This is a genomic window from Bradyrhizobium sp. SPXBL-04, assembly GCF_051853035.1.
Taxonomy (GTDB): domain Bacteria; phylum Pseudomonadota; class Alphaproteobacteria; order Rhizobiales; family Xanthobacteraceae; genus Bradyrhizobium; species Bradyrhizobium zhanjiangense.
This window is the reverse complement of sequence record NZ_CP182472.1, coordinates 6,947,211-6,964,490: the sequence shown is the minus strand read 5'-3', so window position 1 is coordinate 6,964,490 and position 17,280 is coordinate 6,947,211. Positions and strand designations below refer to the sequence as shown.

The 17,280-nt window shown below is 65.1% G+C and carries 9 protein-coding genes; 4 read left to right on the top strand and 5 right to left on the bottom strand.

Annotation, left to right across the window (positions count from 1 at the left end; all coding sequences use genetic code 11):
• Positions 1-79 precede the first annotated feature (79 nt).
• From ACNJX8_RS33255 to ACNJX8_RS33245, 3 genes are all read right to left on the bottom strand, one after another.
• A complete protein-coding gene (locus tag ACNJX8_RS33255; protein WP_439358198.1) occupies positions 80-811 on the bottom strand; it encodes a 4'-phosphopantetheinyl transferase family protein in 732 nt (243 codons plus the stop codon).
• Between the two features lie 202 nt (positions 812-1,013).
• Positions 1,014-1,187, bottom strand: coding sequence for a hypothetical protein (locus tag ACNJX8_RS33250; protein WP_164934413.1), 174 nt, complete (start codon positions 1,185-1,187; stop codon positions 1,014-1,016).
• Between the two features lie 132 nt (positions 1,188-1,319).
• Positions 1,320-7,778 carry an amino acid adenylation domain-containing protein gene (locus tag ACNJX8_RS33245; protein ID WP_439358197.1) on the bottom strand — a complete coding sequence of 2,153 codons (6,459 nt, stop codon included), beginning with the start codon at positions 7,776-7,778 and terminating at the stop codon, positions 1,320-1,322.
• Between the two features lie 136 nt (positions 7,779-7,914).
• Here ACNJX8_RS33245 and ACNJX8_RS33240 point away from each other — a divergent pair, with 136 nt between their 5' ends.
• The 3 genes from ACNJX8_RS33240 (at position 7,915) to ACNJX8_RS33230 (ending at position 13,220) form a co-directional block, all read left to right on the top strand.
• Complete coding sequence (locus ACNJX8_RS33240) at positions 7,915-11,379, top strand: ATP-binding protein (RefSeq protein ID WP_439358196.1); 3,465 nt, start codon at positions 7,915-7,917, stop codon at positions 11,377-11,379.
• Position 11,380: 1 nt separating this feature from the next.
• Positions 11,381-12,175, top strand: coding sequence for a protein-L-isoaspartate O-methyltransferase family protein (locus ACNJX8_RS33235; protein WP_439358195.1), 795 nt, complete (start codon positions 11,381-11,383; stop codon positions 12,173-12,175).
• A gap of 94 nt (positions 12,176-12,269) precedes the next feature.
• Entirely contained in the window at positions 12,270-13,220 is a 951-nt protein-coding gene (locus ACNJX8_RS33230) for a DUF6492 family protein (RefSeq protein ID WP_439358194.1), read from the top strand.
• A gap of 12 nt (positions 13,221-13,232) precedes the next feature.
• On the opposite strand, the gene ACNJX8_RS33225 is transcribed toward ACNJX8_RS33230, so the two are convergent.
• Together ACNJX8_RS33225 and ACNJX8_RS33220 are read right to left on the bottom strand one after the other, a co-directional pair.
• Positions 13,233-14,300, bottom strand: a complete 1,068-nt coding sequence (locus tag ACNJX8_RS33225; protein WP_439358193.1) for an endo-1,4-beta-xylanase — start codon at positions 14,298-14,300, stop codon at positions 13,233-13,235.
• Entirely contained in the window at positions 14,297-15,385 is a 1,089-nt protein-coding gene (locus ACNJX8_RS33220; protein WP_439362013.1) for a glycosyltransferase, read from the bottom strand. Before ACNJX8_RS33220 ends, ACNJX8_RS33225 begins: the two co-directional genes overlap by 4 nt.
• A gap of 263 nt (positions 15,386-15,648) precedes the next feature.
• Between ACNJX8_RS33220 and ACNJX8_RS33215 the strand changes: the two genes are divergently transcribed.
• Positions 15,649-17,085: a lipopolysaccharide biosynthesis protein gene (locus ACNJX8_RS33215; protein ID WP_439358192.1), complete on the top strand. Its 1,437-nt coding sequence runs from the start codon at positions 15,649-15,651 to the stop codon at positions 17,083-17,085.
• The last annotated feature ends 195 nt before the right edge of the window (positions 17,086-17,280 follow it).

Sequence of the window (17,280 nt, the reverse complement as noted above, 5' to 3'; positions counted from 1 at the left end):
AGAAGCCTTGGCGAAGGCGGATGCGGGCAGAGGCCGGAAAACGCATCATTGCATCGACAGACGCGCAGCCGCGAGGTCGTCATTCAGCCGCTTCCTGGAGCGGCCAGGCATTGCGGCTGATGGGAAGGCCGCCGTCCGCACGGGAGCCGTCGGCGATCGCGAGGCGATGTGAGGGCGATGGCGAGCACAGCGAGAAGCGCCATCCATGCGGATCGTCGGCGATATCGGGCTTGAAGCTGATCTCGATGCCCGTGCGTGACACCTGCATTGCGAATGCATCGAGCGGCAGATTGAGCCCAAAACCCCTGGCCTTCAGGTAGGCTTCCTTGAGCGTCCAATAGTCGAAGAAGCGCTCGATCGCGTCGGGCTCGGGCAGTCCGCGCAAGACTTCGACTTCCTCCGGGGCAAAGAAGCGAAGCGCGGTGGATAACGGCGCGACGCGCCGGGATACGGTTTCGACGTCGACGCCGACGGCCTCATGCCGCGACACGACGCAGGCGACGCAGCCGTCGGCATGCGACAGGCTGAAATGCAGCGCGGTCGAGGTCTTGGGCGCTGCGACAAACGGCCGCCCATAGCGGCCGGCCGCAAAGGACCAGTCGGAGGGCGCAACGTTGGAGGCGACCTGCGACAGCGCCATGCGCAGCATGGCGTGCGCGAAAATATATTGCCGGCGATGCCGCTCGAACATGAAACGGTCGGCGCGTATCCGCTCGTCGGCCGAAAGCAGGCGCCAGCACGCATCGACGACGCCTGGCGTGTCGATTGTCTCGATCAGTCCGACAAACAGTTCAATTCCGTCGTCTGCCATCAATGAGGCCTTTGGCGTCAGGCGGGAGGGAATCCCCCGGCGCGGGACGCAAGAATCAATTGAGCAGACCGCTTCTAGCGGTCCACTCGGGCGAATCCTTGTCGATTGCTGGCCGGTTTACAGACGCAAGCTTGTGCGAGACCCCAACTCGACAGGCGAGCGGTCGATTCTTAAACAATCGCGCGGCGTCCCCGGCCGACGCTTACTTTTTCTTCTTCCTGGATTTCTTCTTGGCCCCGCGCAGAGCCTTAAGGCTGTCGTCGACATCCTTCAGCGCGACCTTGAGCTTGTCTTTCTCGAAGTTGAGCAGCTCTCGCAGTGCCTTGCGGTCCTCCTCGCTGAGCGAGGTCTTCTTCGTAAATTTGATGAAACCCATAACATTTCCCCGGTTGAAAATAATCGTGCAAATCAAAGCCCGCGAACAATCTTGCGCGGTGGCGCCAAATAATCAAGATGCAACTGGATCATTCACAGCTTCGACGAGCCGGCGTTTTCCTCCGGCTTGAAATCAGGCTGCTCTGCGGTCGAGCAATTTGCCGAGAGGCACGCTGGGCTCCGCGATCGCCGCCGCCAGCAACGCGACGAGATCCTCCATCCAGGCGCCGACCATGCGGCCGTCTAACAGCTCCCGCTTGTAATTGCATGAACCAGTGATTCCGGTCGGGCGTTCCTTGAGCATCAGTGACAGCCAGGTCTGGTCGATCGGCAGCACCGGCTGGCCCTCGCGAGCGATGTTGCCGATCGATTCTGTCGCGAGATCAGGCAGATCGAGCGGCTGGCGCAGTGGATTTTGCAAGGTGAAGTAGACCTGGAGCAGCGAGGCCGGATCTACCCCTTCCTGCTCGAGATGGTCGGCCAGGATGTTGAACGGCAGCTCCTGCCGGGCATGCGCGTCCAGCACGCTCTGGCGCACCCGCGCCAAGGCTTGCACGAACGACAGCTCCGGCGTGATTTTGGTGCGGACGATCACCGTGTTCTCGAACGGGCCGACGATTCGGTCAGTGTCCGGCTGGGCGCGATTGGCCATGGCGGTGGCGACCGAGATGTCGGTGCGGCCCGTCCGCGACAGCAGCAGCGCCTTCAGGCCGGTGAGAAGGCACATGAACAGCGTAGCGTTATGCCGGCCGGCGAACGCCGTGAGCCGGCCGATCAGCTCACGCTCGAGGCTCACCGGATGATGCCCGGTGGATGCACCCGGTCTTGATTCGCCATCGAAGAGCGGGGCCGCGCCGCGCAAATTTTCGGTCCAGTCGGCGAGCTGGCGGCGGGCCGCGTCGGTGCCGCACCACCAGCGCTGCCAGCGCGCGACGTCCGAAAAGGCTGGCACTCGTTTCGGCAGCGGCACCGACGGATATCCGGCCAGCGCCGAATAGCGGTTCGACAATTCCTCGAACAGCACGCCGATCGACCAGCCGTCGACGATGGCGTGATGCAGCGTCAGCAGCAGCACGTGATCGTTGTCGTGGAGTCGCAACAACCGGGCGCGCAACAGCGGCGCGCGCGTGGTGTCGATCGGAGTATAGGTTTCCTGCTCGATCAGGAGATCGATCTTCCTGAGCTCCAGGGCCCTGCGTCGCTTGTTGTTGTGGGGAAGACCATCGCCGATGACCTCATTGGTCAGGACTCGGCCGAGGGTGCCGGGTGCGCCGATGTGGCTGATGGGCGCCTCGCCGTTCCAGTCGAACCAGGTTCGCAGCGATTCGTGTCGGCGAACGATATCATCGATCGCCTGTGCCAGGGCGGCCCAATCGAGTGGGCCCTTGAGGCGGAAGGCGAAGGGCAGGTTGAACAGCGGCAGCCCCGGCAGGTTCTGCTCGATCCGCAGCATCTGATCCTGCGCGATCGAGAGCGTCGGAGGACTGCGGTCGGCCAGCCTCGTTTCAGTTTGCCTTATCCCGCTTGCGGCAGGCTTGCGCGGCTTCGCCGCTACGGCCGCGTCGACCTGCCGGGCCAGCTCTTCGATCGTCGGGGCCTCGAAGATGGTCTTGATCGGCAGCGACACGCCGAGCGCACGTGCGACGCGCGCCATCATCTGTCCCGCGAGCAGCGAATGGCCGCCGAGATCGAAGAAATTGTCGGTCACACTGATGCTCTCGACCTTCAATAGGTCGATCCAGATGTCGGAGAGCGCCTTTTCGGTGAAGCGCCGCGCCGGTACGGCCGCATCCGGTCCGGACACGTCCTGCTGCGCCGGCGCCAGCAGCGCAGACCGGTCGAGCTTGCCGTGGGCATTGAGCGGCACCTGATCGAGGAACAGGAATGCGGACGGGATGGCATGGCCCGGCAGCCGGCTCTTCAGGAATTCGCGCAGCTCGCTGGCGCTGCTGGTGCTGCCGGGCCTTGCGACGATATGAGCGATCAGCCTGATATCGCCGCTCGCCTCGCGGCGCGGCTCGACGATGCCGGCGTGCACACTCGGATGCTCGGCAAGTACATTCTCGATCTCCTTGAGCTCGATCCGGTAGCCACGGATCTTGACCTGATGGTCCGCACGGCCGAGGCATTCGATCGTGCCATCAGCGCGGCGGCGGGCGAGGTCGCCGGTCCGGTAAAGCCGCGCGCCCGCCCGGCGCGAGAACGGATCGGGCATGAAACGCAGCCGGCTCTGGGCGGGATCGTTGATATAGCCGCGGCCGACGCCGGCGCCGCCGATGCAGAGCTCGCCGGTCACGCCGACCGGCTGCGGCTGGAGGCTTGCGTCGAGTACGTAGAGCTGGGTGTTCGGCAGCGGCGCGCCGACCGGAACGTTGCCGGTCGCGATTGCCGGCGCCTTGGTCAGGCGATGCAGGGAGACGTCGTCAGAACATTCCGACGCGCCATAGGCGTTGATCAGCGGCACTTTCGGGCAGCGGGCGAACCAGGCCCGGCAGAGATCGACGGGCAGCGGCTCTCCGGTCGAGATCAGCAGCCGCAACTTGGAGAAGGCGCGTTGGACCTGCGCCTCGTTCATCCGTTCGACGACGACCCGCAACAGCGAGGGAACGATCTCGAGCACCGTGACGCCTTCGCGCTCGATCTCCTGCGCCAGCAGGATCGGGTCCCGCACGGTCGCGTTGCCGCAGATATGCACGCGGGCGCCGACCATGGGACCGGCGAGGAACTGCCAGACTGAAATGACGAAACTCTGTGGCGCGGTCTGCGCGATCACGTCCCTGGCCGTGAGCCCGAGCTCGGAGATGAGCGAGGCCAGATGGTTCGACAGGCCGCGCTGCTCGATCATGACGCCCTTCGGCGTGCCGGAGGACCCGGAGGTATAGACGAGATAAGCGAGGCTCGCGGCGGCGCGCGGTGCGGCGCGGGCCGGCTTGGTCGTCTCTAGCGCGATCACGTCTTCGACCTCGGCCACATGGATGCGCTCGACCAGCGGATCGAGCAGCGTCTCGACCATGGCGGATTGGGCCCGCCCGGTCAGCAGCACGCGGGCGCAGCTCGATCCGAGGATGGTCGCGAGCCGTGCCGTCGGCTGGTCGGGATCGAGATTGAGGAAGGCTGCGCCCACGCTCTGCACCGCGATCATCGCGGCGAGCAGGTCGGGCCCGCGCTCCGCCAGCAAGGCGACCACGCTCTCGGCACCAACGCCTTCGCGGGCCAGCCAGCGCGCGACCGCCTGACTGCGGCGCCCAAGCTCGCGATAGCTCAGGGACGTGCGGCCGTCCGACACCGCAATCGCGTTCGGTGTCGTCTTGGCCTGGCGGTCGAAGCGTTCGCTCAAATTGCCGCGCATGGTGAAATTGGCCGGCACGCCCCGGCCTTTCGCCAGCAATTGGCGGCGTTCGGCTTCGGTCAGCAGCGGCAGGCGCGAGATGCGCTGCTCCGGATTGGCGATGGCCGCCTTGAGCAGGGTCTTGAACTGGGCGGCAATGCCGTCGATCGTCGCCGCGTCGAACAGATCGGTGGCGTATTCGAAGAAGCCAGTGAAACGGCCGTCGGCCTCGACCAGTTCGAGCGTGATGTCGAAGCGCGCCACCTTGGGATCGACTTCCAGCCGCCGCGTCGAGAGGCCCGGGAAGCGCACCGCCTCGATCGAGGCGTTCTGGAGGATGAACATGACCCGGAAGAGCGGATTGCCGTCGCTGCAACGCGCGACCTGGAGCGCGCGCAACACTTCCTCGATTGGAAGATCCTGGTTGCGGTAGGCGTCCAACGTGACCTGCCGCACCCGCCGCAACATCTCGCCGAAGCTCGGATCGCCGCTGAAATCGTTGCGCAGGATCAGAGTGTTGGCGAACAGCCCGATCAGGCGCTCGTTTTCGATCTGGTTGCGATTGGCGATCAGCGATCCCGTCGCGACATCCTCATGCGAGGTGTGGCGGAACAGCAGGCATTGGAACACGGCGAGCAGCGTCATGAACGGCGTGACGCCCTGGTTCTGGCTCAGCGTGCGCAGGTCGGCCGACAGAGTCTTTGAGAATTCGAGGTAGTGACGGGCGCCGTGGCCGCTCCAGATCTCCGGTCTCGGCCGGTCGGCTCGCAGTGGCAGCATGGTGACGCCGTCGAGCTGGGTTCGCCAATAGTCGAGCTGTTCCTTTGCCGCCGGCGTCTGCGCCCAGCTCTGCTGCCACAGCGCAAAGTCGCGATATTGGAAGGCGGGTGGCGTCAGCGCGGCGGCGCTCCTCTTGTGCGCGGCCGCATAATGGGCGGCAAGCTCTTCCCAGAACAGCCGTTGCGACCAGCCGTCGGTGACGAGGTGATGGACGTTGACCACCAGCGCGTGGCTCGTCTTGTCGAATGACAGCAGCGTCACCTTGAGCGGCGGTTCGTGCGAAAGATCGAACGGATGTTGCGCGAGCTTGAGCGCCTCGCGCCGGATCACTGCGATCCGCTTGTCCGCAGGGCACGGCTTGAGCTTGATCCGCTCGAACTGCGGTGGCGATTGCAGCACAAGCTGCGCCGGCTCGCCCTGCCGTTCGGTGAAAACCGAGCGCAGCGCCTCGTGGCGCACGCAGATCGCCGCGAGGCCCGCAGAAAGCACCGCGACGTCGACCGGGCCCTTGAGAAGCGCGACTTCGGCGACATTGTAATTGTAGTTGGTCGGATCGAGCCGCGAGAGCAAATACATCCGCTGCTGCTGGAACGACAGCGGCGCGTTCGCGTCTATGGCCTTGCGCCATGCCGGCGGCGCCGCCTCGCGGTGGCTTGCGGCGGTCTCGAGCCGGGCCGCAAGAGCTGTGACCGTGGCGCAGTCGAAAATGTCCTCGAAGGAGAAATCGACGTTGAAGCGTTCGCGCAGGCGCGAGCGCATCTGCGTCACCGCGAGCGAATCTGCGCCGAGCGCGAAGACGTCCTGATCGGCGCCGACCTGCGGCAGCTCCAGTAGACCGGCCCAGATCGCGGCGAGCTGGGTCTCTAGCGCGTTGCGCGGCAGCCGGGCCTCGTCGCCGCCCTCTACTGTTGCGATCAGATCGGCCAGCGCATTGCGCTTGACCTTGCCGCTGGCGCCTTTCGGCAGCGCGGTGACGCTGCGGATCAGGCTCGGCACCTTGTAGGCCGCGAGCCGCTTTCGCGCGAACTGGCGCAACTGCTCCGAGCTCGCCTCGGAATTCGGTCGCAGCACCACGACGGCCGCAACGTTCTCACCGAGCTTCTCGTGCGGGACGGCGAACACGCCCGCCTCCAGCACCGCCGGATGGCTGAGCAGGACCTCTTCCACCTCCAGCGGCGAGATCTTCTGCCCGCCGCGGTTGATGACGTCCTTGATGCGGCCAACGATGAAGAGGTAGCCGTCGGCGTCGAGATAGCCGAGATCTCCGGTCCGGAACCAGCCGTTGCGGAACGCGGCCTCTGTCGCCGCCGCGTCATTATAGTAGCCGCGGCTCATGTTGGGGCCGCGCAGCATGATCTCGCCATGCGTGCCACTCGCGACTGCGCGGCCCGTCTCGTCCATAATCGCGATCTCCGGGCCCGCCGCGCGGCCGACCGATCCGACCTTGCGTAGCTCGAACGGGTTGGCCGCGATCTGCGAGGCCGCCTCGGTCATGCCGTAGGTCTCGAGCACGGGAACGCCGAACATCGCCTCCAGCCCTTCGAGGATCGCCGGCGCCAGCGAGGCGGAGGCCGAACGGATCACGCGCAAGGACGACGACCGGGCGCGGTCCGGATCAGCTTCCGCCGCCGTCAGCAGCGCGCGATGAATGGTCGGCACCGCCGTGTACCAGGTTGGCTGCAGCTCCCGCATCCAACTGAAGAAGGACGAGGCGTCGAAACCGTCGGTGCAGATCACGCTGGAGCCTACGGTCAGCGCTGTCAGCAGGCCAGAGATCAGACCATGGGCGTGAAACAGCGGCAGGACGTTGAGCAGACGATCGTGCGACGTGAGCGACAGCACGCGGCCGGCATTGTGGGCGGATAGGCACACATTGCGATGCGTCAGCGGCACCATTTTCGGCCGCGCCGCCGTGCCCGACGTCAGCAAGATGAATGCATCGTCGTCGCCGCGCGAGGTGCCGCTGGCATTTGCCGGCCCGATCGTCGGCCCGATGAACGTACAGCCGGCGAGATCGTTCACCGGCCCTGGCACGAAATCGATCACCGCGATGTCGAGCGCCCTGGCGACGTCGCGGCTCGCCGAGTTCATGTCGGCCCGGGTCACGAGAGCCGTCAGCTTCAGTTCGCTGAAATAGCGCTGCAGCTCGTCCGCGGTCAGATCGGGATTGATGGGGACGCAGGCACCGCTCGAGGCGACCGCGATCAATGCCAGCGCGCTGTCGGCGCCGCGCGGCAGCGCGACGGCGATGCGGTCTGCGGGACCGATGCCGAGCCCACGTAAGGTACGGACAAGTTGCTGGATCAATTCGCCCAGTGCGCCGTAGCTGAGGGCCGGCCGGCCCGGGGCGAGGAGGGCGGGTGCCGCCGGCATCTTCCGCGCATGGAAGTCGAGGACGCCGCCGATATGGGCAAAGGACCTGGTTTCGGCGCCTATGCCTTCCGATTCCCGTTTCGCTCCGGATGCAATGTCCGACAACGCCATTCCCTTTTGATCTGATTGAGCTATTCTTTCCAGGAGTTAGGGAACGCGTCCAGTCTGAGGTGAAGTTCGGGCCCCAAAATCTGTGGTTGAGGGGTCCAAAGCCCTAGGACGGAGTGATGGTCGGTCAGAAATCACCATGCTGGAGAACGAGCCGGGTACGGGAACGGAGGGCGGGCTGAAGCGCTGGCTCGAGGGTATCGGTCTCGGCCACTACACTGATCTGTTCGCGCAGCACCGTCTCGATCTCGACGTCGTGGCGGACCTGACCGAGTCGGATCTAGTCGAGCTCGGATTGCCGCTCGGTGATCGCAAGCGGCTTCAGCGAGCCATGTCGGCGCTATTCCAGGCTGAAACGGCGGAGCCGTCGGCGGCAGTGGCGCCTGCGCAAGCGCGGGCGGAGGTTGGCGCGGAACGGCGTCAGCTCACCACCATGTTCTGCGACATGGTGGATTCCACCTCGCTCTCGGTTCAATTCGATCCGGAAGACGTGCGCGACATAATCGCAGGCTTCCGCGAAACCTGTGTCCGCGTGGTCAAGCATTACGAGGGCTTTGCCGCCCGTTTCGTCGGCGACGGTATCCTGGTCTATTTCGGTTATCCGACCGCTCATGAGGACGACGCCGAGCGCGCGGTGCGCGCCGGGCTCGAGATCGTGCGAGTGCTGTCGAGCGCGCGCGCGACCGAGCCGCGCGGTGCGCTCAGCCACTCGCCCGCCGTCCGCATCGGGATCGCGACCGGTCTCGTCGTGGTCGGCGATCTGGTTGGGCAGGGCACCGAGGAGCGCGATTCCGCGGTCGGAGAAACCGTCAATCTCGCCGCGCGCCTGCAAGGCCTGGCGCCGCCCAACGGCGTCGTGATCTCCGCCTCGACCCAAGCGCTGCTGAAGGGGAAGTTCGACTACCGCAATCTCGGCGTCCATGACCTGAAGGGCATCTCCGAGAAGACGCAAGCCTGGCACGTGATGCGCGCCTCGCGGGTGGAGACCCGGTTTGCCGCCGCCATGGGCACGCGGCTGACACCGCTCGTCAACCGCGAGGAGGAGATCGCGCTATTGATGGGGCGCTGGCAGCAGGTCAAGGACGGCGACGGCCAGGTCGTCGTCAAGTTCGGCGAGCCCGGCATCGGCAAGTCGCGCATCATCCAGGAAATCTTCGAACGGATATCCGGCGATCGCCATGGACAAGTCTCGCTTCAGTGCTCGCCTTACTACACCTCCACGGCGTTCCATCCCTTCGTCGAGCAGCTCAAATTCTCTCTCGGTCTCGACCGCGAGGATGCGTCCGCGCAGTCGCTGGCGAGTCTGGAAACCGCGATCTCCGCTGCGCATGGCGACGTCGAGCAGGTCGCGCCGCTGTTTGCTGCACTGCTGTCGATACCGACCGGCGACCGCTATCCGCGGCTCGACCTTTCGCCGCAGCAGCAGAAGGATGCGACCGTCGCGGCGCTGGTCAATCACTTCCTGGGCCTTGCGCGCGAGATGCCGCTGGTGATTGTGTTCGAGGATCTGCATTGGATCGACCCGACCTCGCGCGAGGTGATCGACCTCCTGGTCGACCGGGTGCAGAACCGGCCGATGCTGGTCATCATCACCGCGCGATCCGAATTCCAGCCGAGCTGGAACGCGCATTCGCATGTCACGACCCTGGTGCTGAACCGTCTGAGCCGGCAGCTGCGCACGACGCTGGTCGAGCGCGTCGCCGGACGAGAGCTGCCTAAGGAAGTCGTCGAGGAGATCATCGTCAAGACCGACGGCGTGCCGCTGTTCCTGGAAGAGTTGACCAAGACGGTTCTGGAATCCAACCTCCTGACCGAGCGGCATGGGCGCTACGTGCTGTCGGGCCCGTGGCGGCAGCTCGCGATCCCGGCGACCCTGACGGACTCGCTGATGGCGCGGCTGGACCGGATGGGACCGTTCAAGCGGATCGCACAGATCGGCGCCACAATCGGCCGCGAGTTTTCCTACGAGACGCTGCACACAGTCGCCAACACGCCCGCCGAGCAGATCGAAGCCGCGCTCAATCATCTGGAGCAGGCGGGCCTGATCATGCGCCGCGGCCATCCGCCGGACGCGCTCTACTCCTTCAAGCACGTGATGATCCAGAACGCCGCGCATGCGAGCCTGCTGCACAGCGAGCGCCGCAAGCTGCATTCCCGGATCGCCCAGGTGCTCGCCGAGATGTATCCGGAGAAGACCGAGCGCGAACCGGAGCTGCTCGCTCATCACCTGACCGAATCCGGCCAGAGCGAGGGCGCCGCGAGCTTCTGGCTCAAGGCCGGCAAGCAGGCGGCCAAGAGCGGCGCCAATCTGGAAGCGATCGGTCATTTGCGGCGCGGCCTCAGCGTCGTGCAGGCCAATGCGCGCATGCAGGGCGCCGACGAGATGGAGCTCGAGCTGCGGATCGCACTTGGCAACGCGCTGATCGCCGCCAAGGGCTATGCCGTGCAGGAGGTCGAGGAGAACTACATCCGCGCGCTCGAGCTCGGCCAGCAGCTCGACGACGACGAAAAGACCTTCGCCGCCACGCGCGGGCTCTGGGTGTGCCATTTCATCCGCGCCGATCTCACGCGCGCGCACGATCTCAGCGTCGAATTGTTGAGATTCGCCAAGCGCGAGCGGCTGAACCAGCGGGCGCAGCCGTCGCAGCAAACCGGTTATCTGATCGAGGCGCACCGCGCGATCGCGATGACCATGCTCTATCGCGGCCGCTTTGCTGCCGCCCAGCATCACCTGCACCGCTGCATCAACCTCTACAGCCCCGATCTGCACTCCGATCTGATGGAGCGTCACGGCATTGATCCCGGCGTCGTCTCGCTCTCCTATCTCGGTTATCTCCTCTGGTTCCTCGGCCGTCCCGACGCGGCGCGCCAGCACAGCGAGCAGGCGATCGCGAACGCCGAGAAGATTCGCCATCCCTTCACCCTCGCCTTCGCGCTCATGTTCGGCGCCTATCTTTGCCAGCATCTGCGTGACGTCGAGGGCACGCGTGATCACGCCAACCGCGCTATGATCATCGCCACCGAGCACAATTTCCTGCACTGGAAGCAGCAGGCGGCGATCCTGCGCGGTTGGGCGGTGGCTCAGCTCGGCGAAGCCGACGAAGGCCTCAGCCAGATGCGCTTCGGCCTCGACGAGTATGAGGCGATGGATTCCTGGCTCGCCGGCTGCTGGTTCCGCTGCCTGCTCGCGGAGGCCTATGCCAAGGTCGGGATGCGAGATGCCGCCTTGCGCGCGTTGGATGGTGCGCTCGCGACCGCAAGACGAACCGGCGATCACTCCTACCTCGCCGAAGTCTATCGCCTGCAAGGCGAGATCACGCTGTCGGACGGCGACCCGGCATCAGTGCGGGAGGCCGAGGATATGTTCGCCCTGTCGCTGGAGACCGCGCGCAAGCAGGGCGCATTGTCCTGGGAGCTTCGTACCGCCGTCAGCCTCGCGCGGCTGTCGCACCAGGCCGGCAGGCGCGAGCACGCAAAGCTCCTGCTCGTGCCCATCGTCGGCAAGTTCAGCGAAGGTTTCTACACGCCGGACCTGAAGCAGGCGATGCAGCTGGTCGACGAGCTCGGTGCGGACGCGCTCGTCCGCGAGCAGGCCGCCCCTTGACATGAGCGATCTTGCCGCAGCGCGTGCGCGTTACGCCGAGACAATCGCAAAGCGCGAGCGGATTGCCTCAAAGCGCCTGCTCGAAGCGCTCGCCACCGTCCCGCGCGAGGATTTTCTGCCACGCGGACCCTGGCGCATCAAGAGCGCGACGTCGCGCAGCTATCGGCTGACGCCGGACGCCGATCCCGTACATCTCTACGACAATGTGCTGGTCGCGATCGACGCGCGCCGCAGGCTTGATACCGGGCTGCCGAGCCTGTGGGCGCACTTCATCGACGTGCTCGAGGTCGGGGAGAAGGACCGGGTGGTCCAGATCGGCTGTGGGCTCGGCTATTTTTCCGCGGTGCTGTCGAAGATCGTCGGCCCAAAGGGCAGGGTGCTTGCAATCGAATGCGACGAGCGGTTTGCGAAACGCGCTGCGGGTCACCTCCGCGCTTATCGCAATGTCGAAGTGGTCCATGGCGATGGATGTGAGAAGATCAGCGAACCCGCCGACGTCATCATCGTGCACGCTGGTTTCACGCACCCGCACCCACTCTGGCTCGAGCAGCTCCGTCCGCGCGGGCGGCTCCTGGTGCCGCTGACGCAGCGGGACCGCGAAGGTGCCGCCCTCAAGATCACGCGCAAGGGCAGGGGTTTTGAGGCCGAGGCGGTGCAGCAGATCCGGATCTTTCCCGGTCAGGGCCGCGGCGTGTCCGCCCTCGACGACCGCGTCGCCGACTGGTGGCAGCGCGCTTCCGCACTGGAGCCACTGCGCTTTCGCAGGCTCGAACAGGGGCTGCCGGCGGATGGCTAATACTTCGTTTCATTTTACCTTGATTGCGAATGGACGTATCCAACGCGTCCTGACGCGGCTATGACTGCGGCTTGACTGCCATTCGAGCGCGCCCATGCATTCCGTTGCCCTGCTGACCGCCAGCTACGCCAAGGATATCGAGCGCTTTTCGCTGCTCAGCGAGAGCATCGACACCTGGCTCTCGGGGTACACGCGGCATTATGTTCTCGTTAACGATGAGGATGTGCCGCTGTTCGAGCGGTTCGGTTCCGACAAGCGCGTCATCGTCCCGGCCTCGCGTTACCTTCCGAAATGGCTCTTCGCGCTGCCGCCCGCCCTCCAGTTCATCAGCAGCCGGCGCGTCTGGCTCTCGCTGCTCTCGTCACCGGTGCACGGCTGGCACATCCAGCAGATCCTGAAGATCGCCGGCGTTCTCAACGCGCCGGAGCAGCGCGTCTGCATCCTGGACTCGGACAATCTGTTCTTCCGCGAATTCGACGTCGGCCAATACGCCGGCGGTGAGAAGACGCCGCTCTTCGTCACGCCGAAGGCCATCGCTGCCGATGCGCCGCTGCACAGCCTGTGGCTGCGCACGATCGATCAGCTCCTCGGGGTGAAGGACCGGTCCTTCCCCGCGGACGACTATGTCGGCAACGCGCTGGTGTGGGACAGAGACACCGCGCGCGCGATGACCGGCGCCATCAAGGCGGCGACGGGGCTGAACTGGGCCCTGGCACTGTGCCGCAAGAAGAAGTTTTCCGAGTACCTGCTCTATGGCCATTTCGTCGCGAGCTCGCCCGAGCAGCTGGCCACTCACCAGGTCACGGAAGACAGCATCGCGGTCTCGCACTGGGACGACACGCGCCTCGACTGTCCGGCCATCGAAGCGATGATGCGCGCTGCCTCGCCCGAACAGGTCGCGCTCTGCATCCAGTCCTATTCATCGACCTCGATCGACGACATCCGCGATGTGTTCCGGTTGAATTCGCGCGACCGGCGCGCGCCGAGCCTGTCTCCCGACCATATGGGAGAGGTGGCCATATTCGAGGTGCCGAAGACACGCTAGACGCCGACGCGCTCAAGCATCCTTCGTGAACTTGCTGATCACGTCCATGAACGGCTTCGGCTTGAACTCGCCGTCGAGCGGCAGAGGACGGTTCGGCTGCTTGTCCTTGCGGGCGAAGGTGCCGTTGATCCAGCTGTAGCGATCCGAGATGCCCCAGGTCAGGATCGAGCGCACCGGTCCGCTGGTTGAAATGGCCGTCAGCAGATCGTCGACGCGCTTGGCGACGATGACGTCGCGCTCGGCCGGGCTTCCCGTCAGCTTCTGGTCGTCGACGTCGAGCTCGGTGACGAGCACCTCGAGCCCCCAGGAACGCAGCTCGGTGACGAATTCGGCAAGCCCGTGCGTGTCGATCTCGAGCTCGGCATGCAGATGCGATTGCAAGCCCACGGCATGAAGCGGAACGCCCTGGTCGAGCAAATCCATGATCAGGTTACGGTACGCTGCGCGCTTGGCGGTGAAGGAGTCCTTGGCCGATTCGATGTCGTATTCGTTGATCGCGAGCTTGACGAAGGGGTCGGCCGCGGCGGCGGTACGGAAGGCCAGCGGAATCCAGCGCTCGCCGAGATGCTGTGTCCAGAACGTATCGCGCCGGTCAGTGATCTTCTTCGGATTGTCCGGGATCGGCTCATTGACGACGTCCCAAGACGTCAGCTTGTCCTTGTAATAGGAGACGACGGTGCCGATGTGATCGACGAAGGCGCGCTCGACGCCCTTGCCGTCCTTGATCTGCTTGGTCCAGTCTGGAATGTCGTGATACCAGGCGAGCGCGTGGCCGCGCATCGTCAGATCGTTGTCTCGCGCGAAATCCAGGATCGCGTCGGCGCGCTCGAAGGCGAAGGTGTGCGCGTCCGGCCGCAGCATCGGCCATTTCAGCTCGAGCACCGGCACGACCTGCGTGCAATAGGTGCTGATGGCGTCCCCGAGCCGCGGATCGGCTTGCAGGTCCCACAGCGTCGCCGCCGCGCCATAGCCCGGGCGGCGCTGGGCACGTTTCGAGGCCGGCACTGCTGACGCGGATGCGCCCGCTGCGAGCGTTGCAGCGCTACCGAGCAGGAATTCGCGTCTGTCGAGCCTCGTCACGCGTGGTTCTGCATTGCCGCTTCGGCGATCTCGTAATACTGAAGCGCGCCCTTCTCGAGCGTCAGATTGTCCAGCACATAGTCGCGCGGCGCGAAGTCGCCGGCGCTAGCCTGCGACCAGAAGCCGTTCCAGCCGGATCTGAAGCCGTCCGCATCGGTGAAGGTCATGCCACAGCGTGCGTCGAAATAGGGCACCGAGGATACGCCGCCCTGGTACCTCACTTTGTTCGGGAAATATTTCGGATCCTGCCACGGCCCGCCGCGATCCCAGGCAAAGACAGGGACACCGCTCGACAGCGCCTGCTGGCAGGCGATGCCCTGGCTCTCGTGCTCGCAGAGGAAGACCATGCTGCGGCAACGCGCTAGCGCCGCTTTGTAGTCGTCTTCCTTGTAGTGGCCGTAGCGGATCACCTCGACTGAGCGGCCGCTCGCTTCGAGATACCTGCGGACCGGCTCGATCAGCTCCGCCTCGTACCGCTCGTAATCCCAGCGGACCTTGTCATAGAGCAGCACGTCGACGCTCTTCTGCTCGGTTGGCGCTGGTGTCCACAAATCGGTCTCGATGCCGACGGGCCAGGCGCCGACATGGGGCCAGTGCGGACGGAACATGTCGGCGTACCAGGTGCATGGCACCAGCACGCGCTTTACGTCGAGGTCCTTCAGACTCTCCGGCGCATCGATCGGGTGGTCGTACATGGCGACGCCGAGCAGCAGCGGGTTCTTCCACTTGAACCAGTCGAGCACGAACGGCCGGCCGATGATGCAGGCCAGTTCTTCGGGATGCTTCTGGATGTAGCGATAGTCGTTGATGCGATAGCGGATGCCGAGCCGATCGAGGCCCGCGCACAGATTGAGGAGCACGCGCCGCTGGCCGCTGACGTAGGACTTGCCCAGCAGCAAGCGCCGCAGCAGCGGCCGGAGGTGGCGGTCACCGGGAAACCAGCGATCGTCCCGTTCCTCGAAGAAGAGGTTGAGGACCATCCTGTCGCCGCCAGTCATGCCTGGGGTCGCCGGAACCAGCGGCGCGTCAGCGCCGCGATGCGGCCGAGAGGTCGGCTTCGCCCGTGTTCGTTCGGCAACGTCCATGTCAGTCACATCAGCGCATCGGAGGAGTCGGGCGACGTTTCGCTATCATTGCTTCTTTTCTTTGATCCCGCCGGCCCCTTCAAGGACAGGGCAAATTTAACGCTAACGCGCGATAACCGCGCGAACGCTTCATTCGCGGTCCGATTTTGCAGGCTTATGCGGCTATCTTGCCGATGCCCAGCGGTGCAGTTCGATTGTTCCAGCAAAGTCCAAGTGTTTTAACGCTTCGTTAATCCTCACGGCCGCAACCGGTCCCAGTGCGCATGCTGAATCGCCATTTCTCCATTTATCTCGTCGCCTACATCCTGCCGGCGGCGGTGGGGTTCTTCGCGGTCACGGCCTACACGCGGCTGCTGACGCCGGCGGAGTACGGCGTCTATGTCGTCGGCATCAGCCTTGCCGGAATCTTGGGCGCGATCTTCTTCGCCTGGATCAAGCTGTCGGTATCGCGCTATCAGGCGATGTCGGCGGAGGTGGATTTTCGCGGTACGGCCATGGTCGCCTTTGCGCTGACCGCCGCGGTTCTCTGCGCCACCACTCCGCTGGTCTTCCTGTTCCGCAGCGACGTCAGCGTCGAGCTGCTGCTCGCCAGCATGTTCGTCGCGATCATGGCCAATGCGGTCGATGTCGGCCAGGAATTCGAGCGTGCCAAGCTGCGCCCCTACCGCTTCGCGGCGATCTCGATCGTGCGCAGCGTGTCGAGCGTCGGCTTTGGCCTCGCCGGCATCTGGCTCGGCTGGGGTGGATTGGGGCTGCTCGCGGCATTCGGCCTGGGCTCGCTCACCGGCATCATCCTGAATCTGGTCGGTGACCGCACCAAGATCGCGCGCTTCCAGCGCAGCCAGTTCATGCAGCTCGCACGCTATGGCCTGCCATTGACGCTGGCCGGGCTTTCCGTTGCGGTCTATTCAGCCTGTGACCGTCTTATCGTCGCTTATTTGCTAGGCACGGACGCCGCCGGCATTTTTGGCGTCGCCGCGGACCTGCCGCGCCAGTTCATGGTCATGATCGCCTCCAGCGTCGCTGCGGCCACAGTGCCGCTGGTGTTCCGCTCGTTGTCCGAGAAGAACGATGTGGTGACGCGGGAGCGACTATCCGAGAGCCTCGAGCTGCTGCTCGTCGTCGTCGCGCCGGTCGCGGTCTGGCTCGCGCTGGCGGCAGACCAGGTCGCCGGCACGCTGGTCGGCGTCGACTTCCGCGCCGGTGTGTCCGCGCTGCTGCCGACCCTGGTGCTCGCGCGCTTGTTCGGCATTGCCAATCAGTTCTATGTCCAGATCAGCTTCCAGCTCGCCGAGCGGCCCTTCATGCTGGCGGCACAGTCCTTCCTCACGCTGGTCGTCAGCGTCATCCTGATGTTCGCGCTGGTCGCTGGCTACGGGCTCTACGGTGCGGCACTGGCGACCTTCGCGACCGAGGCGATCGGTTTCCTCGTTGCCGTCGTCCTGATGCATCGCGCCCACCCGGTCCCGTTCGACCTCAACCGCCTCGCCGCTGTTGCCGCTTCCGCTGCGGCGATGGCGGTCGCGATCCTGATCGCGCGATCGCAAATGGGCGGCACCGGTATCGGGTCGCTCATCGTCGTGAGCCTCGCCGGTGGCCTCGCTTACGCTGCCGCGGCGTGGCTGATGAACGTTGCGAACGTGCGAACGTTGTCACTGCGCCTCCTGCGAACGTTCAACCGGAAGGCGCTGGGCGTCTAGTTGTGCAGTGGGCGTGGTCGCCGCCAGACGTCGGCCCCCGGGGCAGCCAATCCGGACATTCTGCCGCAGCGATCGAGGCCAGCTTCGGGCCAGCTTCGGCCGGAGGCCGCCTTCCGCCTGTGCGAACCGTCATATATGAGAGATTGTCGCCGGAACGTGCCGAATCTCGCCACAGAGGGAACGTAAGGCGGCTGC